The sequence below is a fragment of the Shimia sp. genome (assembly GCF_039969785.1).
GTDB lineage: Bacteria > Pseudomonadota > Alphaproteobacteria > Rhodobacterales > Rhodobacteraceae > Shimia.
Genome location: NZ_JBDVNC010000005.1, coordinates 13,212 through 31,665, shown reverse-complemented (window position 1 = coordinate 31,665; position 18,454 = coordinate 13,212). Strand labels below are relative to the sequence as shown.

Below are 18,454 nucleotides of genomic sequence, written 5' to 3'. Positions count from 1 at the left end.
CTTCACTTTATGACAAAACGCTCCCCTTTTCGCTATTTCAAAACCAGTCCCGAAGTCATTCGCCTAGCGGTGATGCTTTACGTCCGATTTCGACTCTCGCTACGAAACGTAGAAGATCTTCTGCAGGTCTTGTCAGAAGAAACCGGCTTGAGGCGGGTAGGGTGGTTTTGTAGCGTTTGATCATGACAAAACGCTCCCCTTTCCGATAATTCAAAACCAGCCCGCAAATCATCCGCTTCGCAGTGATGATGTATGTTCGGTTTCGGCTATCCCTTCGGAATGTTGAAGACCTGCTGCATGAACGCTGCATCGACGTAAGCCACGAGACTATCCGGTTTTGGTGGAAAAGATTTGGCCCAATGTTTGCGGCAGACATCCGAAGAAAACGGGTCAGTCGGATGCGGTGTTACTCGAACTGGCGATGGCACTTCGATGAGGTTCTCGTGAAGATCAACGGTGAGCGACATTACCTTTGGCGCGCTGTTGATCACGAAGGCGAGGTACTGGAAAGCTATGTTTGAGGTTCCCCAAGACTTGCAGACGCATTGCTTGGTAATTTTGGAAGCAAAGGACGACGTAAATGCCGGGGCAAATTCGCTATTCAGATGATTTCAAGATCGACGCTGTGGCGCAGGTCACTGAGCGCGGTTACCCAGTCAAGGAGGTGGCCGAACGGCTCGGGATCAGCACCAAATCTCTGTACACTTGGATGGCCAAGTTCTCGAAGCCGCAAAGGGAGACCGACCAAGAGGCTGGGGTCAGACGGCTCAAGAAAGAACTGGCCCGGGTCACAGAGGAGCGCGACATCCTAAACGAGGCCACTGTCGCGCTGCCCGGCAGGGTATTGCGTAGCAATGCGCGAGAAGGGACTTCGCCAGGGATGCAAAGTGAGGTACGCGTTCATCCACGCGCATCGTGAGCAGCATCCCGTCCGCGTTTTACACTCGCTGCGGCGTGCATGAATAACCTCAACGGGCTCCCTGCGGCCTTGCGGCGGCGCGGAAAGAGGTCGAGGTTCTTGGCTTAATCAATGTCGGCACCCACCGTTGATACTCTCCAACTTCGAATCCGCAGAGATGGTCTGCAGTCCGCCCATTTTGCGCAAAGGCCGTTTGGTTCTGCGCTTTGGGATTTGGTTTGTCCCCTGTTTTGCTGGGCAATCTGAGGTGATGCCACCTCCTTGCCCGTGGGCCAGCAAAGCGGCTAGGCATTGTCGAAAAGTCTGGCGTGAAACGGGCAAAGCTATCTTGTAGCGTGCGACCTAGATCAAACGCAGTAATTACTGTCACAAAGAGCCTAACCCAAATATGTGACTAATGTCGAAGTCGGCATGGGGCTTTGTATAAATAGTCAAGCGGATTGACGAAGCGATGAATTACAAATTCTTGGATCAGCGCCCCATACCTTTGGCCTTTTTCAGGGGCAAAACTCGGGAAAAATGATCCACGTTTCACAGAACTCCGTATTCAGGTTATGTTGACACAGAAACTCCATATCCCGCGCCACTCCCGACATGCCTCCTTGGCGGTTGGTCATGAAGGAAATTCTGTGCTTCAACGCAATACTGAATTATCGCAACCGACGCAGTGGATGATCGCTGTAAGAGACAATCGTGATCGAACTGCGTTTGCGGCTCTTTTCGATCACTTTGCACCGAGGCTTAAAGGCTTCATTATGCGATCTGGAACATCTGCGCCTCAAGCCGAAGAAATCGTTCAGGACGTGATGCTGACAATTTGGCGTAAAGCGGCGTTGTTCGATCCACATCGTGCTCAGGTATCGGCTTGGATTTATCAAATCGCGCGCAACCGTCAGATAGACATCATTCGAAAAGAAAACCGACCAATGCCGGAAGAGTTGAAGGAAGAGCCCGGAGCAGAACCTGATGCCAGTCAAATCCTTGGTGTTCAACAAGAGGCCGGACAATTGCGAGAAGCACTGGCTGCCCTCAAACCTGATCAGCGCGAGATGATCGAAAAGGCCTATTTGGGAGAGTTGACCCATCGGGAAATAAGCGTGCAAACCGGCCTTCCACTTGGAACTATTAAATCGCGGATACGGCTAGGTCTGGAACGATTAAGACACGAATTGAAGGATCTCCAACAATGAGTTCCGTTACACATCATATACCCGACGCCATGTTGGCCGCCTATGCCGCGGGCAACCTTCCACATGCTTTCGCTGTCGCTGTGGCAAGTCATATTTCGCTTTGCTCAAAATGCCGCGTCGCACTTGAAGCTCATCAAGCGGTTGGCGGCGCTGTTTTGGACGAAAGCTACTCTGTCGCGGTCTCGTCAAACCTTAAAGGCGACATCTTTGCGCAGCTCGATGCATCATTCTCGCCGGAGCCTGTGTATGAGCGTCGCGGAATTTACCCGGGACCAGTTTTGGAAGTGATGAAGGGGCGTGAACCCCGCTGGAAAAAACTGGGAATGGGAGTTCGTCAAGACATCCTGTCAGCCGACGCCAATGGATCGGTTCGCCTGCTATACATTCCGGCGGGACAGGCCGTGCCTGATCACAGTCACAACGGTTTGGAGCTGACTTTGGTCTTGCAAGGCAGCTTTAGTGACGAGACTGGCCGGTTTGGGGTTGGCGACCTAGAAATTGCGGATGAGGAGGTGGAGCATACTCCAGTGGCGGATTTCGGTGAAGCTTGCATCTGTTTGGCGGCTACTGATGCGCGGTTGCGATTTAGCGCATTTATTCCAAGGCTGTTGCAGCCAATGTTTCGAATTTAGCGTCGCTTAAAGCTTAAAGAAAACGCAAGAAACTGTCGATTAATCGGCCGTTTCTTTTTTGTTTCAATGGGTTGAGTCACGAATGTGTGATGAATTGATCCTTTGCCGTCCTGCTGGCGTACCCCTTTTACGAATTGAAAATCAGACCGGGCTTACGACGTCCACTTTCAAGGAGAACCACCATGAAGCCGAACTTTAAAACTGCATTCTTCGCTGCGGCACTGAGCGTGTCGGCAGCAACTGCTCATGCTAACAATATCGTAGATATCGCCATTAGTGACGATCGGTTCTCGACTCTTGTGGCGGCTGTTACCGCTGCGGGTCTGGCAGAAACGCTTGCCGGGCCCGGACCTTTTACGGTTTATGCTCCGGTAAATGATGCCTTCGCCGCGTTGCCTGTGGGAACCGTTGAGACGTTGCTTAAGCCAGAAAACAAGGCGCAGCTTACCGACGTTCTGCTGTACCACGTGGACGACCGCAAATTGACAGCAGACATGATTCCAGCGGGGTCAAACTCCTTCAAACCCGTCTTGGCGAGCGAACGTCTTTGCATCACGGCGAACGCCGAGGGCGTCAAAATTGCGGACGGCACTGGTGAAATAGCCAATGTGATCATCGCGGACATTCAAGCCGATAACGGTGTGATCCATGTTGTCGACAAAGTACTTTTGCCTGGCACGCGCCCGGCGTGTCATTAATGGCAAGTAGCCTTCAATATTGTTGGTAGAAAAAATCTGGCCGGTGTGTTTCTTTGTGGAATACATTGGCCTCTTTGTTTGCGTGTCGGTTTTCTTTGTAGACCTTTTCCAAATGAAAGGTGTCCGACATATCGGTGGTCTCGGATAAAAAAGGTTCAAGTGTGCGCCAAACGCTGTCCCGGTCACGTGTTTTGAAAACCAAGGCAGCCCTAAGTTTATTGCTGAACTGACCTGGCGACACTTTCAACCGAGAAAGTCACAGGCGTCAACGACCCCGGTATAGGAAAAAATCGGGCAGATAGACCAAACTGCGAATGACCCATGAAAACGGTGCAGGGAAATCTGTTCGAAACGATCGCTTCTTCATGGCTTTCAGCAGCTTTTCTGCGGCAGCCTCTGGCGTCATGAGCATCGGCATATGAAAGCTGTTTTTTTCCGTCAATCTCGTCTGAATAAAGCCGGGATTGACCAAACGGACCACAACTCCGGTTCGCTTTAGATCAAACCGCATGGTTTCGGCAAGGCTTCGCAGTGCGGCTTTACTCGCGCCATATCCAATTGCGTTAGGCAGTCCGCGGTATCCAGCCAATGATCCGACCAAAGTAATGTCCCCTTCGCCTGCTTTGATAAATTTGGGAACAACTTCGCCAAGGACCCGTAACGCTCCTGCGAAATTCACGTCACACATCGTGAGCGCCGTGTCGCTGTCCCAGTCTGTTGTGGTCAAGGGTTCGTAGGTGCCAACGTTATAGATCACACCATGTAATCGGTGGATCTTGCTTGCGGCCTGTCGAACGGCTTCAGTATCTGTGACATCCAAAGGGAGAACACGAGCATCGGTAATTTCTTTGCGCAGACTTTCAAGTCTTTCTACATTGCGTGCCGAAATGATCAGTTGGGCACCTTCATCGCTTAAACGTTTTGCCAAGGCCCGTCCTAGTCCTTCGCTAGCGCCAATAAGCCAGTAGGTTTTGCCCGAGAATTTTGTCATTTCGCGAGGTCTTGATCGCTGTGCGATGTGGTTACAAATTGCTCCGGTGCAGGCTGTGCTTTTAGAAAGGGCGCCCGCTTTAAGTAAAGCTTCGCTGCTTGCCAATGGATCAGGGCAAGCACTCTTACAGCTCCCAACGGACGCCTGAAGGCCGCCCACAGCAAAGATGTATTTGTCGCCGTAAGACGTGTTCCTGACAAGGTGGCTAATACGCCACTACTCTTATTTTCATAGGAAATACGAATGTCGATTGCTGTCTCGTTGAAGTCGAAATTGAACCGATAGTGTCCCGCCACTTTTTGAAATGGCGATACATGCATCAATTTTTTAGCGACCATTGTGTCGCTCTTTCGGATCGGGCCAAAATCATCATGCGCACAAAAATAGCAATGGCGTTGACCAAAGGTGCTGTCGACCTCCGCAACAAATGCGCGCGGTGTGCCATCCACCACGGCGATCCAAAAGCTGACAGGGTTAAAGTGGAACCACAAAAAGCTGGGTTGGGTTAGCAAATACAACTGAGCAGTATCGACTTCAAAACCACAATCTGCCAGAATTTCCTTGAACCATCTCAGGCCGCGACCGGACCCACGTACGCCACCATGGCGATTGTCCCGCAATGACCAAAGGTTGAAATGGTTGCGCGATAATAGCAGGGGAGTCTCAACCCCAAAATCGGTCAAAACATAATCCACGCTATAGCTGAACGCATTTTTCAACGCGCCGCGACGGACGTGAAGTGTCCGGGCCTGAATATGCTCTAGCTTCATACATTAATTACGCGCGCGCGAGGTTTCTGGATCAAATTCCGCCAAAAAGATTTCCGCGGCAATTTTGATCCGTTGAGACAATGGCCGCGTAACAATTTCGAAACGTTTGCAAGATGAGGACAGCATGTTCGATCAAACTCATGGCCCGCGCAGGAAGGTCGCCATTGTCGGGGGTGGCATTTCGGGGCTGTCTGCAGCGTACTATTTGGCGGCTCATCACGATGTTACTCTGTTTGAAGCAAACCCGCGGTTGGGTGGGCATGCGCGGACGGTTTTGGCTGGTAAAAATGGCAATCAACCCGTTGATACGGGGTTTATCGTTTTCAATTATGTCACCTATCCGTATCTCACACGACTTTTCAGCGATCTCGACGTGCCTGTTATAAAGAGTGAGATGAGTTTTGGGGCCAGCATCGACGGGGGAAAGCTAGAATACGGCCTTTCCAATCTGAGCGCGATTGCTGCTCAAAAGACCAACCTTATGCGACCACAGTTTTTCAAAATGATCTGGGACATTATCCGATTTGGGAAACGGGCGGAGGCGGCTGCGAAGGACGACAACAAGACCATTAGTGAGTTAGTGGATGAGTTGGGCCTTGGAAAATGGTTTCGAGACAATTACTTGATGCCGATGTGCGGCGCGATCTGGTCGACCCGTGTGGCAGACGTCGATCAGTTTCCTGCAAAGTCTCTTGTACAATTCTTCCGCAATCACGCGCTTTTGGCCGGGACTGGTGAACACCAGTGGTGGACGGTCAAAGGTGGCAGCATCGAATACATTCGCAGGCTGGAACAAGCTCTGCTTGCACGTGATTGCACACTTCACATTAGCACGCCTGTGCAGAGTGTTCATCGCGACTCATTCGGGGTGCGCGTCAATACCGCTCAAGCTGACCCTATGGTTTTTGACGAAATTGTTTTGGCCTGCCATTCCGATCAAGCTTTGCGCATTTTGGGAAATGGCGCGACAAAAGGCGAGAGAGACGCGCTCGGCAGTATTCGATACCAGCCCAATAGAGCCGTTTTGCATTGCGATGCGGGGCAGATGCCCAAGCGCCGTGCTTGTTGGTCGAGTTGGGCCTATCGATCGCAAGACGGCGACATCGGCGTGACATACTGGATGAACAAGCTTCAGAGCATTCCGGAAAACGACCCTCTTTTTGTAACACTGAACCCTTCAACGGAAATTCCAAAAGACGCGATTTATGACGAAGTCTCGTACTCGCATCCCGTTTTTGACAAGGCGGCGCTGAAAGCTCAGCAGGATATTCGCCAGATGCAGGGGCAAAATCTCACATGGTTTGCGGGCGCTTGGAACCGGCATGGTTTCCATGAAGATGGCATCGCAAGCGCTATGCGCATCGTACGTGCACTTAATGATCGCCATAAATTTAAAGGTATGGAAAATGCGCCTTACAAACAAAGCCCTGAAGATGAATTTCCTGTCAACTTGCGAACGTCTGCGTGAAGGGCAACTGACACTGCGCACGCCTGAGGGCCAACGTTATCAATTCGGCCATTCAGGTCCCGAAGCTGAAATGGTTATCCGCGATTGGGCGGCAGTGTCGGCGATGGCTGCGCATGGGCAAGTTGGGCTTGGGGAAACTTATGTTCAGGGTTTGTGGGACACGCCGTCAATTGAAGGGTTGATGTCCGTGGCAATGAAAAATCGAAAATATTTGGGGGCGTATGATCAAGCCAATCCTTGGAGACGGGCTAAATTCCGCTTGGTCGACACAGTGATGCGGGCCAACTCGCTGCGTGGTTCGCGCCGGAACATTCGCTCGCATTATGATGTGGGCAACGAGTTTTATGCGCTGTGGTTGGATGAGGGAATGACATATTCATCGGGATTGTTTGAGGGGTCCGATGATGATCTGATGCGTGCTCAATCTCGAAAAAACGCGCGCGTTCTGTCCCGGTTGAGCGATGGGGATCGCACTTTGGAAATCGGCTGTGGGTGGGGAGGCTTTGCTGAACAAGCAAGCGAAGACGGGCACCACGTGACCGGTGTTACCATTTCAAGAAATCAGCAAAGCTATGCGGAATGCCGTCTTGATGGTCGCGCGGACATACAGTTGCGGGACTATCGCCACCTCAACGGGGAATATGACAATATCGTTTCGATTGAGATGATTGAAGCCGTCGGTACACGGTACTGGCCCGATTATTTTGCAACGCTTAAACGGAACTTGGCTGAAGGGGGGCGTGTTCTCTTGCAGGCTATCACCGTCAAAGACAGCTTTTTTGAAACGTACCGAAACTCGTCTGATTACATCCGACAGTATGTATTCCCCGGGGGGATGCTGCTGTCAGACAATGTCATTAATAAGCAAGCAAAAGACGCAGGCCTTCAGGTGCTCGACAATTTTGCGTTTGGACAAGATTATGCGAAGACCTGCCGAATTTGGGCGGATCGCCTTGGGGCGCAAAAGCCGCGGATCAGCCAGATGGGTTACAACGAGAGTTTTTTCCGCAATTGGGAATACTATCTTGGGATTTGTACAGCTTCGTTTGCAATCGGACACACCAACGTTGTTCAAGTCGAGTTAGCGCATGCGTAGCGTTTTGTCGTGTCCATACACAGCGTTAATTCCCCAATATCTACTGGATACCGGCGTCAACGTGGCGTGGCTTGATGCTGGTCAATTAGGCGTGTGATGCTTTACCCACGTATCAGCCTCTATGCCTTGATGTTGTCCGCTGCTGGTATTCCGCTTTACATCCATTTGCCGCGATTTGCCTCGGTGAGCCTTGGGGTTGGTTTGGGCACATTAGGCACGATCCTGTTTTTGATCCGCCTGGTCGATCTGGTGCAGGACCCTCTTATTGGTTGGGCGATCGATCGCTGGCCAAGAGCTCAGGTGTTCTTTGCTACGGCGGCGGCGCTTGGGTTGTCTATCGGGTTTCCCCTGCTGTTTCACATACGTCCAGGGCCCAACTTATTGACAAACCTAGTGATGGTTTTGGTATTGCTGTTTTCTGCCTATAGCCTCGGAATGATCCTGCTTTATGGCCGGAGTGCAACTCTTGCCAAAAGTCCGGCCCCTCAAGCGTTGATGACTCTGGCCGCGTTTCGCGAAGCTGGCATGTTGGCGGGCGTAATAATTGCTGCCATAGCACCAGCGATTTTTGTCAGTTTGGGAGCTGCGGCGTATGGATACCCTGTGTTTGGATTGTTTCTGAGTGCCATTGCCGTGCTGACCGCTGTGGTAGCTCTGCCCATCTGGCGGCGCGAACCCATATTGGGTGCGCGATTTTCATTTGCGGGCCTCAGCCAAGCAGGTTCGTTACGGCTCTTGATCTTGGGCTTGGTTAACAGTCTGCCAGTCGCAATTACGTCCACACTCTTTCTGTTTTTTGTCGAAGACCGTCTTCAATTGGCTGGAAAAGCAGGACCTCTATTGGTTTTCTTTTTTCTCAGCGCCGGCCTGAGTGTGCCTTTGTGGACGAAAGTGGCCCGGGGAGCTGGGCCAAGAGCCACTTTGATGATCGCGATGCCGTTGGCTGTTCTGGGTTTCATCGGCGCCGCGTTTTTGACGCAAGGCGACATAGTCGGTTTCTCCATTATTTGCCTTGCCTCTGGCGCGGCATTGGGCGCTGATATGGTCATCCTTCCGGCAATGTTCTCTGTGTCCCTGACCCTAGCCGGACTTAAAAGCTCCGTTGCCTTCGGCATATGGTCGTTCTCCGGAAAGTTGGGGCTTGCAATGGCAGCTTTCATTGTTCTGCCGCTGCTTGAATACAGCGGTTTCAGACCAGGTGTTCCCAACAGTGACGCGGCGCTGCGCATGTTGAATATCACTTACGCGATCATTCCCTGCGCACTGAAACTTGTCGCGCTGGCACTTGTCTTTAGACTCCCCACAGAGGACCAGGCCTTATGAAACTTCTATTCGTTCTGCCGTTGCTTATTCTTTTGCTTCTGCTTGCCAAAACAATCTTGTTCAGCTTTCGCGCACAGACGCCGTCTGACTATATCAACAGCGGTCCAGCGTTTTCGCTCAAAACCCATTTGTCTGGCGAAATTCTGTCCGAGGGATTGATTTTTGGACCAAACGGCAAAATGACCAACAGTTTCGTAGCGAAGATGTTCGGTCGCTGGGATGGTAACACCGGGACGCTTAGCGAGGAGTTCACGTATTCGAATGGCAAGCAACAAAGCCGAAAATGGTATTTGACGCTTGGCGAGGCCAATACATTTACCGCGACCGCCGATGACATCATTGGCTTAGCCCGCGGATCGGTTTCGGGCTCGACAATCAAAATGGAGTACAAAATCAAGCTGCCCGAAGAATCCGGAGGGCACACATTGACGGTAACAGACTGGCTTTATCTCACCAGTAATGGCGTGATCATGAACCGTTCTGAAATGCGCAAGTTTGGTATTAAGGTCGCAGAGTTGATCGCGACCATGCGACCGATTTCTCAGTGATTCTCGTTACATATCGCGTTCCTCCACGATGACTTGTCTGGACAAAACAGGACTGTGCACAAGGCTTGGTGCTGTCATGGGTTGCGGTTGCATGATACTTTCGCGCGTTGTCAAAATAGCAATGCAAAGACATTTTCAGCGGGTTCCGGCTTGAAACTGGGCAGGGCGGTTTAGTGGGGCTGCTATGGCAAAGCTTCGCCCTTTTCTCTATTTCAAAGCGAGCTCCAAAACTTTTCGACGGGCATTGATATTGTAAGTCATAGCTTTCTTTTACGTCGGGTTTAAGGCGATGTTGCTGCATAAACGACGCATTGATGTAAGCCATGAAGGCATCCGTTTCTGTTGAACAGAATTGGCCGCCCGTTTGTAAAATGAATCCGCAAAAACAAAATTGATCGGACGCGACATTGTTCGAATTGGCGGTCACGCCGCGACCAGATATTCGAGACGACCAAAGGTGAACAGCACAATTCTTCCTCGCGCTCCAGATCACTGAAGTGAGGTGCTGGCCGGTTTGTGGCGCCTAGCGCGCAGATCACCGGCCTTGTTGAGACTAGTTTAAACTGGTCTGACAACACAGGTCGCTATGTTTTTCATATCGAACGGCAGACAAACCCTGAATGGCTAGGGCGGATTGTCCCGTAACATCGCTTGTTAGAGCAGATGATTTGCATGCCGGTAAATTCACTCAATTTCTCTAAATTTCCGGCGAAGCACTATTCGAATTGATGTGAGTGATAGCCCAATGAGGTTGAGAGTAGTCTTTTGAGCGCGTGAAATGCTTCGTCAAAAAGATGAAATTCGGACATTGAGCAGGTGCGTCAGGAACGAGTCGTAGCAACGGGTTGGAACGAAGTCCTGTATTTGACCTGATGCTCTGCATCACATTTTTGGGGGCTCATAGAATGCCAGAAAATCTACTTGAAGACGTCGATGATCGTTTGACGTTCGAGCAATATGCCGTTTCCGAAAACTGGGTCGGAGGTGTGGACGATGATGGCGTGCCAGTGTTGAGCACGACTGTCGAAACTGTCCTCGGAGTGCCCTATGAACTTGAATTTAATCTTGCGTCAAACCTTGCGGCGGATGTGGAAAGCGTAAGAGTTGAAGTGATCTTTGGCGGCGAAAGCGTGGGCAGTTTTACTCATGTGGGTGGGGTGTTTGAGACTTACACGTTCGAGCTGGCTGGCGCAGGCGAGGCCCAAAACCTTGAGTTTAGGATAACCAGTGTTTTGGGCGGAGATCAGGGTTCCATTGATACGTCGGGTGTGGTGCCTTCTTATGAAAAAGCGATGACATTTGGCGGGAATGAGGTGACCGTCGATGCCTTTGCCCCCGGTCAAAGTCATGTTTATCAGGTTTTGAACGGGCAGCTTGTGGTTTTTGATCTGGAAACCAATAGCTACACAGAGGCCGAAGTTCCTAGAGCGGTTAATGTGAACGCGATTGGATATTCTCAAGAAGATGACCTGATTTACGGCATCGCACGCTCGAATGGCTTTGACGCAAACGGAAGCGAGATCTTAAAGAATGACGTGATTGCGATGGATGCGCGTGGGGCGACTTATGCAGTGTCTTCAGGTATTATGGGCTCGTATATCGGGGACGTGGATGATCAGGGCAATCTCTGGACATTTAGCGGTAATTTGGGGCAGGCGGTGGTATATGACCTGTCTGAAGTTGATGCCAATGGTGCATTGACCTATTCGGTCTTGTCGCTGCCGTCGCTTGATTTTTCGACAAGCGGGCTTGCTGATCTGGCGTATCATGGGCCATCTCAGACCTTTTTCGGTTTGGCGCACAGCGGCGTTGCAGGGCAAGATGGCACCTTTGTGTCGATCGACATCAGTGAAGTCGCGCTTGGCGGAGACCCCATCGTGACCACCCGGGCTGTGACAGGCACTTTGGTAGAAGGGGACATGCAATCAGGCATTCCAGTAAGCGCCTTTGGTGCCACAATGGTAGATGCGGATGGCAACGTCTATATCGGCGCGAACAACGCTGATCATGACTTGGATGTGACCACGCTGAAAACGGGTGGGTTCTATAAGATAACTGAAGTTGAAAATGGGTCTTTGGCGTTGGAATTGCTCGCGGATGCGCCACGCGTTTCAAGCAATGACGGTGCACTGGACACCCGTGGCGTCGACCCGTTCCTCGGCATCGATACTTCGTCCAGCGTGCTGCTACGTGCGCCAGTCCTGTCGGTGGCGCTTGCCGAGGACGATTTGGTGAAACTCGCAGCCAAGGGCGCAGGCGTGACGCTCGATCTGTTGGCCAATGATGATGTGGGCGCAGGAGACAGCCTGAGCCTGTCACATATAAACGGCATCGCGGTGTCGGTTGGACAAGAATTTGCCCTGAGCAATGGGGAAGTTGTAACCTATTTGGGCAATGGGCAGGTTCATATCCTGCCAGGCAGCCCGACGCGCGATGTTACGGCAGAATTGACCTATTCTATCGTGAACGAAAGCGGCACTTCAGACACCGGTACTCTGACCATCGAGACATCACCGGTTCAGGGAACAGCCGGGAATGATCACATTGTTGGTTTCACGGACGCGGATGGAACGCAGGTCGATGGGACCGATGGGGCGAACGAAGTTATCCTTGGCTATGGTGGCAATGACAAGATTTACGCTGGTGCAGGAGATGACGATATTTTCGGCGGGGCCGGCCGTGATTTTATTCGTGCGCAGGACGGCGACGACCTTGTTCACGGTGATGATGGAAACGACATTCTTGACGGAGGACGTGGTGCGGATCATTTGTTCGGGGGCGCAGGCAACGACACGTACTTTGTTGATAACGCTGAAGACGTGGTGTCCGAAGAAGGCGGAGATGGGACCGACACGGTGAAATCGAAAGTGGACTTCGTTCTTGGAGCTGGGTTGGAAAACCTCTGGCTGGACAAAGGTTCGACCGCGATTAATGGCGCGGGCAACGAATTGCGCAACATGATCGTGGGCAATGAGTTGGGCAATCTTTTGACGGGCATGGCTGGCAATGACAACATCATTGCCGGTGCAGGCGACGACACGATTTATGGCGGTGCTAATCATGACAAGTTGCATGGTGGAGATGGTGCCGACTTGCTCTATGGCGACGATGGCAATGACAAACTCCATGGAGGCAGCGGAAACGACACTGTCTTTGGTGGAAATGGAAATGACATTCTTTGCCCCGGTTTAGGCGATGACGTCATGTATGGTGGCGTTGGCAACGATCTTTTGTCGGGCAATGCGGGGGCGGACATCGCCTATGGCGGCCTAGGGAATGACACTTACAAGGTCAGTGACGCATTCGACACGATTGTTGAATTCGCGGGTGAGGGCCACGACGTCGTGCATGCCAAGGCCGATTTCGCACTGTCCGAACATGTTGAAGATTTGGTGTTCTTTGGTACACAAGATTTTGCTGGTGCCGGCAATGACGGCAACAATCGGATCACTGGCAATGTTGGCGACGATACTATGACCAGTGGCGGTGGGGATGACCACGTGGATGGTGGTGCTGGCGCAGATGTTCTGTCGGGTGATCATGGTAAAGACAAGCTTTTGGGGCGGATCGGTGATGATCACCTTTCCGGCGGTGCTGGCGCAGACACGTTGAGCGGTGGCGAGGGTGCAGATGTCCTGTCTGGTGGCGCCGGTTCTGATTTTCTGGCCGGGGATGCCGGTGCGGATATTTTTGAATTCAAAGTTGGCGATGGTCATGACCTTTTGCTGGACTTTGATACGGTAGAGGACACGTTACATCTGATCGGGGTCGCAGAAGAGGACCTGTCTTGGGTAGAAATCCGTGGAAGCGTTGAATTGAGCTACGGATTGCAAGACTGCATTTTTATGAATGGGCTGACGGTTGAAGAAATTGACGCGATTAACGTCACCTTCCTTTGATGTAGAGTATCTTCAATGAAATTCTGTTTTCACCACCGAGCGGCTTTTGGCCATTGGTGGTGAACCTTATTAGGTTGAACGAACTCTCCTAAAGTATAGGTGGGGTTATTCGAAATGGGCCATTGTGTGGCTGATGCGTGCGATGCAGAGGCGCAATAATGCCCTAGTAATCAGGAGACTTAAGAGGTTTCATCATGATTACTTTAATAAATGCGGCCCCCGACACTGGAAACCAAGGTGTGAGCGCACTGTGCCACTCGGTTGTTGCGGGGTTGACGCAACGTGGGGCGGACGCAGTAACAATCGCCGATCACGGCCGTGGTCAACGGCAGGCCGACTGGAGCTATTGTACGGTCAATCTGGTGGGGCTGACCCATCACCGCCGCTTCTGGCGCGGAGACAGTTTGCGCACCGCACTGTCGATGGTACGTGTCGGTGGCGGCTTTAGCGCTTCGGCGCGGGCAATTGCTCGGTCGAAGTCTGTACTCGACATTTCAGGTGGCGATAGCTTTACCGATATTTATGGCCCCAAGCGGTTCGAAGCGATGGTGATGACCAAACGCATGGCTTTGGCGGCTGGCGTGCCCCTTATCTTGTTGCCGCAAAAACTGGGTCCGTTTCACGCCCCCGAAAGCCTTGGCATCGCCGTGGATATCCTGAAACAGGCGGCGGCGGTTTGGGTGCGCGATGCCCAAAGTCTGACGTTTCTTCAAGAAAAGCTGGGCGAGGACTTTGATCCGGAAAAGCATCGTTTGGGCGTCGATGTAGCTGTGGCATTGCCTGAGCGCGCGCCGGTCGCCGTGTCGGGCGAAATACAGCATTGGTTGTCCGCAGAGCGTGACTTTCCGGTGGCCGGATTGAACGTGTCTGGCCTGCTATGCAACGCGCCGGCAGAGGCGCAACGGCATTTCCAGTTGGCTGACCCGCACGATCACCAGATCGAAGCGATGGCTCGGTCTTTGCTGCAATCTGAACCTAATCTCCGGTTGTTGTTGGTGCCACACGTGCACAAACCTAAAACCGAAGTCGAAAGCGATTTGGCCGCGGCGCACAAGTTGATCGGGCGTTTGGGCCCCTTGGCGCAGGGTCGTGTTTTGGCCGTAGAAGGTCAGATGGATGCGATGCAGCTGAAGTGGATATTGGCGCGGCTGGATTGGTTCGCAGGTGCTCGTATGCACGCCACAATCGGGGCCTTTTCATCAGGCGTTCCGACGCTGGGGCTTGGGTATACAGACAAGGCGAAAGGTGTGTTTGACGAATGTGGAATCGGCGGTGATGTGGCTGATCTGCGCGATCTGGATGCCGCGACGCTGGCCAATCGCGCGGTGGAGTCTTTCAAGGCGCGCGATGACATGAAAGTCGATCTGGCGACACGGCTGACCAGCATTCGAGCGCGCGCTTCAGGTGAGATGGACTGTATTGCCCGCCAGGCAGGGGTTTAAACGGATGCACATCGCGTTTCGAAATGGGCGGATACTGGCGTGGAGTGTACCGGTGTTGGCCGAAGCAGCGGCATTGGGTCGATCAGTTGTCTTCGCTTGGGCCATTGGCGCGGACGAACTGGGGCGCGCGATGATGCTGGCTCTGGCGGTACGTTTGGTTGAAATGGCAAGTGATGTAGGCGTCGAACGTCTAATTGTGCAAGCGCCGGATGGCGACACCAAACCTATGCAGGGCGCATTGCAGGGTGTCGCAATTTTGCGCGCTGGGGTTGCCTCGGTCGTGATGCTTGCGCTGGCCCCAGCGTTGGCGTGGATGTTTGATGATGGACCCACTGCAGCGACCTTTGCCGCATTGGCGGTGATTCCTGTTTTAAATGGATTTGGACATTTGGATTATCGCCGCGCTGAGCGGCAATTTCAGTATCGCCAGATGGCTGTCGTAGAGGTCGGCGCGACCGTGGCAATGCTCGCCGCTTTGGGACCCGCGGTCGCAGTTTGGGCTGACCACCGCGCCATGGCAGCGGTGTTGATTGTGCAAGCCGGCACGCGAATGATGCTTAGTCATTTGGTGGCGGCGCGTCAGTACGAAGTGCTGTTCTGCACTAAAACTATGATGCGCAGCTGGAGATTTGGCGCGCCTTTGATGTTGAATGCAGGGCTGTTGTTCCTAACGTTTTATGCGGATCGGCTGATCGTCGCGCAGGCTTATGACTGGGCGACACTGGCGCTGTACGGCGTCGTGCTGCAATTGGCGATGTTGCCAGCACAGATTGTAGGTCGCGCAGCCGGGTCCGTGGTCTTGCCGACTTTGCGCGCAGAACTTGAGAGCAGGCGTTTTGATGTTGTTTGGCCGCGTATCTTACTGAGTCATGTTGTCTTAGCAGGCGGCATGATCCTAGGGTTTACGCTGCTCGCACCAACATTGATTGACTTGGTTTACGGCAACGAATTGCGTCCGGGGCTTTGGGTCACCGTGGCGCTGGCGGTGGCGGCCGCAAGCCGCATTCTACGAACACCGTATTCACAATTGGCCGTGGCCACCGGGCGCACGGGCGATCCGGCGCGGGCGAATATAGTGCGTGCCGCGGCTGTGGCTTTGGCAGGCGGGTTTGCGTTGGCCGGGTTCCCTTTGGAAAGCATCGCATTAGCGGCCGCTTTGGGTGAGGCAGGTGCCACATTCAGAGCAGTGCATTTGGTGGGTTTGGCGCGCCCTCTCGTTAAAGGAGTAATGGTATGAACGGCGATCCAATCACATCGGTAGTGGCGCGCAACCAATGTACGGGCTGTGGCGCATGTGCCGGTGCATTTCCGGAATTTATTAAGATGGTTGAGGATGCTACGCATGGGCGGCGACCCCTTGTAACTCGATCCGAAGCAGGGTGTCAGGCATCGCGGGATGCAACCGCCGTCTGTGCCGGGCAGGGCAGTAATTGGACACAACTGCGTCTCGGAGACGAGATTGATGAGGCCTGGGGGCCAGTACGCGCGGCTTGGGAAGGTTGGGCCGAAGATCCTGAGATTCGCTATCGTGGCTCGTCGGGTGGGGCAGTGACTGGGTTGGGCCTTTTTGCCCTTGAAACCGGATTTGCAGGGGGCGTGGTACATGTGGCCGCGCGCCAAGACGACCTGCGTTTGAATGAAACAGTGATCAGCCACGATCGCGCGGGGCTGATGCGCGGGGCGGGGTCACGATATGCACAAGCCAGTCCTTGTGACGCATTGGCGCGGATCAAAGCTGGGGATGAAAAGGTCGTTTTCGTTGGCAAACCCTGTGATGTTGCCTCGGTCAGCAAGGCAATGCGCCATGACCCTGAGCTGGCCGAAAAGATATCACTGACCATTGCGATTTTCTGTGCGGGGGCGCCCAATCTTGTGGCCACCGACGCGTTGCTAAAAAGTCTTGGGGTGCCAAAGGGTGCAACTATCAGAGATCTGCGGTATCGCGGAAATGGCTGGCCGGGATTGATGCAGGCGACTTGGGTCGGGTCAGATGGGCAAGAGACCAAAAGCAATGGCATTCCTTATGGCGCGGGCTGGGGTGGAATTTTGCAATCTCATCGTCGTTGGCGGTGCCGGGTCTGTGCGGATCACTCTGGCGCCTTTGCGGATATCTCGGTCGGGGATCCATGGCATGCGCCGCCGAGCGGCAATGAAGATGCGGGACGCTCGTTGGTTGTGGCGCGCACCGCACGCGGACAGGCCTTTGTCGAAGCCGCACGACGGTCGCAATCCATTTATGTCGAGACCCGTCCAAGAGATGTGATCGCACGGGCGCAACCCAATCTGAGCGCCACCAATGGCGCGGTCTGGGGGCGCCGTATGGCCATGCGCATGTTTGGTCTTGGTGCGCCGCAGGACCGTGGCCAAAAGCTGCTTGCCCAGTGGTGGGCCTTGCCCATGAAGCAAAAAGCCCTGTCCGTCTTGGGAACTTGGAAGCGCATTCTGCGAGACCGCTTGTGGCAACCTGTACGGATTTCGGGTCGCACACAATGACTTTGGGCCAAGCATTCGTTACGCGACAAACGCACAATCTGGACGCACTGCGTTTGGGACTGGCGATATGCGTGATCGTAAGTCATGCGTGGCCGCTGGCTTTGGGTGCCGGAACCATGGAGCCATTGCAGGAGTTGACCGGTCGCTCATTAGGTGGATGGGCTGTAGGCGGCTTCTTTTTTGTATCTGGGTTGCTGATCACAGCCAGCGCGCAACGCGGCATCGGAAAAGCATTTTGGGTGGCACGAGCGCGCCGTATTTTCCCGGGGTTGGGCGCGGCACTTTTGGTGACACTTGCTTTGGCGGTGGCATCCGGGGCGACACCATCGATTGAGCAAAACGTGAATTGGTTTCTGCGCGCCGTAACCTTGGTTTCGATCGAACATCGTTTGGCGGGAGCCTTTGCTGCAAACCCAGTCGCCGAGGTGGTCAATGGGCCACTTTGGAGCCTGTTTCACGAGGTCGTGTCATACGTGACTTGCGCAGCGTTTGTCATGCTTGGGGGGGCGCGCCAAACTTGGATGGTTCTCGCGTTGGCCCTTGGTGCCACGGTTCTGGCGGCAGTGCATCACAGTCTACCGGGGCGGTTGGCAACTTTCGCGCCTTTGTTTGCAGCCTTTTCGTGGGGCATGGTGGCCTATATTTGGCGTGATTGGATATCGCTGTGCTGGAGCGTGAGTATAGGGTCGGCCATGTTGGGCGTTGTTTTGCAATGGTCATTTGCGTTGGGCCCTGTTGCGCTGGGTCTGGTGATGCTGGCTCTCATGGCCCCAAAGGTTGCATTGTCACGGGACGTGTCGTTTGGAATGTACATTTATGGGTGGCCAGTGGCGCAATCTATCGTGGCGCTGCAGCCGGGGATTGGGCCCATTGCGCTAGCTGTGCTGAGCGTAATTGGGACCTATCCCGTTGCTTTGCTCAGCTGGCAGCTGGTTGAACGGCCGAGCCTAACACGCCGTCGGGCGAAGGTCTGAACGATGGCTGT

At 53.3% G+C, this 18,454-nt stretch carries 14 protein-coding genes and 3 pseudogenes; 15 read left to right on the top strand and 2 right to left on the bottom strand.

Annotated features, from left to right (window positions below):
- Positions 1 to 9 precede the first annotated feature (9 nt).
- From ABJI08_RS02325 to ABJI08_RS02300, 6 genes and pseudogenes are all read left to right on the top strand, one after another.
- Positions 10 to 123: pseudogene (locus ABJI08_RS02325) on the top strand (IS6 family transposase); the annotation flags it as partial.
- 122 nt (positions 124 to 245) lie between these two features.
- Positions 246 to 509: pseudogene (locus ABJI08_RS02320) on the top strand (DDE-type integrase/transposase/recombinase); the annotation flags it as partial.
- Positions 510 to 580: 71 nt separating this feature from the next.
- Positions 581 to 917, top strand: a pseudogene (locus ABJI08_RS02315) (transposase); the annotation flags it as partial.
- A gap of 673 nt (positions 918 to 1,590) precedes the next feature.
- On the top strand, positions 1,591 to 2,109 hold the full coding sequence (locus ABJI08_RS02310) for a sigma-70 family RNA polymerase sigma factor (RefSeq protein ID WP_348400528.1): 519 nt from the start codon (positions 1,591 to 1,593) through the stop codon (positions 2,107 to 2,109).
- Complete coding sequence (locus ABJI08_RS02305) at positions 2,106 to 2,741, top strand: ChrR family anti-sigma-E factor (protein ID WP_348400216.1); 636 nt, start codon at positions 2,106 to 2,108, stop codon at positions 2,739 to 2,741. Before ABJI08_RS02310 ends, ABJI08_RS02305 begins: the two co-directional genes overlap by 4 nt.
- A 182-nt stretch (positions 2,742 to 2,923) precedes the next feature.
- On the top strand, positions 2,924 to 3,439 hold the full coding sequence (locus tag ABJI08_RS02300; RefSeq protein WP_348400215.1) for a fasciclin domain-containing protein: 516 nt from the start codon (positions 2,924 to 2,926) through the stop codon (positions 3,437 to 3,439).
- 265 nt (positions 3,440 to 3,704) lie between these two features.
- On the opposite strand, the gene ABJI08_RS02295 is transcribed toward ABJI08_RS02300, so the two are convergent.
- Together ABJI08_RS02295 and ABJI08_RS02290 are read right to left on the bottom strand one after the other, a co-directional pair.
- Positions 3,705 to 4,430, bottom strand: a complete 726-nt coding sequence (locus tag ABJI08_RS02295) for an SDR family NAD(P)-dependent oxidoreductase (RefSeq protein ID WP_348400527.1) — start codon at positions 4,428 to 4,430, stop codon at positions 3,705 to 3,707.
- Complete coding sequence (locus tag ABJI08_RS02290) at positions 4,427 to 5,200, bottom strand: DUF1365 domain-containing protein (protein WP_348400214.1); 774 nt, start codon at positions 5,198 to 5,200, stop codon at positions 4,427 to 4,429. The genes ABJI08_RS02295 and ABJI08_RS02290 overlap by 4 nt, the downstream gene beginning before the upstream one ends.
- A 124-nt stretch (positions 5,201 to 5,324) precedes the next feature.
- Between ABJI08_RS02290 and ABJI08_RS02285 the strand changes: the two genes are divergently transcribed.
- The 9 genes from ABJI08_RS02285 (at position 5,325) to ABJI08_RS02245 (ending at position 18,443) form a co-directional block, all read left to right on the top strand.
- Entirely contained in the window at positions 5,325 to 6,668 is a 1,344-nt protein-coding gene (locus tag ABJI08_RS02285; protein ID WP_348400213.1) for an FAD-dependent oxidoreductase, read from the top strand.
- Positions 6,607 to 7,764, top strand: coding sequence for a cyclopropane-fatty-acyl-phospholipid synthase family protein (locus ABJI08_RS02280; protein ID WP_348400212.1), 1,158 nt, complete (start codon positions 6,607 to 6,609; stop codon positions 7,762 to 7,764). Before ABJI08_RS02285 ends, ABJI08_RS02280 begins: the two co-directional genes overlap by 62 nt.
- A gap of 96 nt (positions 7,765 to 7,860) precedes the next feature.
- A complete protein-coding gene (locus ABJI08_RS02275) occupies positions 7,861 to 9,087 on the top strand; it encodes an MFS transporter (RefSeq protein WP_348400211.1) in 1,227 nt (408 codons plus the stop codon).
- Complete coding sequence (locus ABJI08_RS02270) at positions 9,084 to 9,635, top strand: DUF3833 domain-containing protein (protein WP_348400210.1); 552 nt, start codon at positions 9,084 to 9,086, stop codon at positions 9,633 to 9,635. The genes ABJI08_RS02275 and ABJI08_RS02270 overlap by 4 nt, the downstream gene beginning before the upstream one ends.
- A 905-nt stretch (positions 9,636 to 10,540) precedes the next feature.
- Complete coding sequence (locus tag ABJI08_RS02265) at positions 10,541 to 13,534, top strand: calcium-binding protein (RefSeq protein ID WP_348400209.1); 2,994 nt, start codon at positions 10,541 to 10,543, stop codon at positions 13,532 to 13,534.
- A 194-nt stretch (positions 13,535 to 13,728) separates the two neighbouring features.
- Complete coding sequence (locus ABJI08_RS02260) at positions 13,729 to 14,976, top strand: polysaccharide pyruvyl transferase family protein (RefSeq protein ID WP_348400208.1); 1,248 nt, start codon at positions 13,729 to 13,731, stop codon at positions 14,974 to 14,976.
- Between the two features lie 4 nt (positions 14,977 to 14,980).
- On the top strand, positions 14,981 to 16,213 hold the full coding sequence (locus ABJI08_RS02255; RefSeq protein WP_348400207.1) for an oligosaccharide flippase family protein: 1,233 nt from the start codon (positions 14,981 to 14,983) through the stop codon (positions 16,211 to 16,213).
- Positions 16,210 to 17,469: a Coenzyme F420 hydrogenase/dehydrogenase, beta subunit C-terminal domain gene (locus ABJI08_RS02250; RefSeq protein WP_348400206.1), complete on the top strand. Its 1,260-nt coding sequence runs from the start codon at positions 16,210 to 16,212 to the stop codon at positions 17,467 to 17,469. The genes ABJI08_RS02255 and ABJI08_RS02250 overlap by 4 nt, the downstream gene beginning before the upstream one ends.
- Entirely contained in the window at positions 17,466 to 18,443 is a 978-nt protein-coding gene (locus ABJI08_RS02245) for an acyltransferase (RefSeq protein WP_348400205.1), read from the top strand. The genes ABJI08_RS02250 and ABJI08_RS02245 overlap by 4 nt, the downstream gene beginning before the upstream one ends.
- Positions 18,444 to 18,454 lie beyond the last annotated feature (11 nt).

Bases quoted from the DNA above. Each gene is read 5' to 3' on its own strand.
- ABJI08_RS02260 (WP_348400208.1), top strand. From the start codon at position 13,729: ATGATTACTTTAATAAATGCGGCCCCCGACACTGGAAACCAAGGTGTG.
- ABJI08_RS02285 (WP_348400213.1), top strand. From the start codon at position 5,325: ATGTTCGATCAAACTCATGGCCCGCGCAGGAAGGTCGCCATTGTCGGG.
- ABJI08_RS02250 (WP_348400206.1), top strand. From the start codon at position 16,210: ATGAACGGCGATCCAATCACATCGGTAGTGGCGCGCAACCAATGTACG.
- ABJI08_RS02270 (WP_348400210.1), top strand. From the start codon at position 9,084: ATGAAACTTCTATTCGTTCTGCCGTTGCTTATTCTTTTGCTTCTGCTT.
- ABJI08_RS02290 (WP_348400214.1), bottom strand. From the start codon at position 5,200: ATGAAGCTAGAGCATATTCAGGCCCGGACACTTCACGTCCGTCGCGGC.
- ABJI08_RS02300 (WP_348400215.1), top strand. From the start codon at position 2,924: ATGAAGCCGAACTTTAAAACTGCATTCTTCGCTGCGGCACTGAGCGTG.
- ABJI08_RS02305 (WP_348400216.1), top strand. From the start codon at position 2,106: ATGAGTTCCGTTACACATCATATACCCGACGCCATGTTGGCCGCCTAT.
- ABJI08_RS02245 (WP_348400205.1), top strand. From the start codon at position 17,466: ATGACTTTGGGCCAAGCATTCGTTACGCGACAAACGCACAATCTGGAC.
- ABJI08_RS02280 (WP_348400212.1), top strand. From the start codon at position 6,607: ATGCGCCTTACAAACAAAGCCCTGAAGATGAATTTCCTGTCAACTTGC.
- ABJI08_RS02295 (WP_348400527.1), bottom strand. From the start codon at position 4,430: ATGACAAAATTCTCGGGCAAAACCTACTGGCTTATTGGCGCTAGCGAA.
- ABJI08_RS02310 (WP_348400528.1), top strand. From the start codon at position 1,591: ATGATCGCTGTAAGAGACAATCGTGATCGAACTGCGTTTGCGGCTCTT.
- ABJI08_RS02255 (WP_348400207.1), top strand. From the start codon at position 14,981: ATGCACATCGCGTTTCGAAATGGGCGGATACTGGCGTGGAGTGTACCG.
- ABJI08_RS02265 (WP_348400209.1), top strand. From the start codon at position 10,541: ATGCCAGAAAATCTACTTGAAGACGTCGATGATCGTTTGACGTTCGAG.
- ABJI08_RS02275 (WP_348400211.1), top strand. From the start codon at position 7,861: ATGCTTTACCCACGTATCAGCCTCTATGCCTTGATGTTGTCCGCTGCT.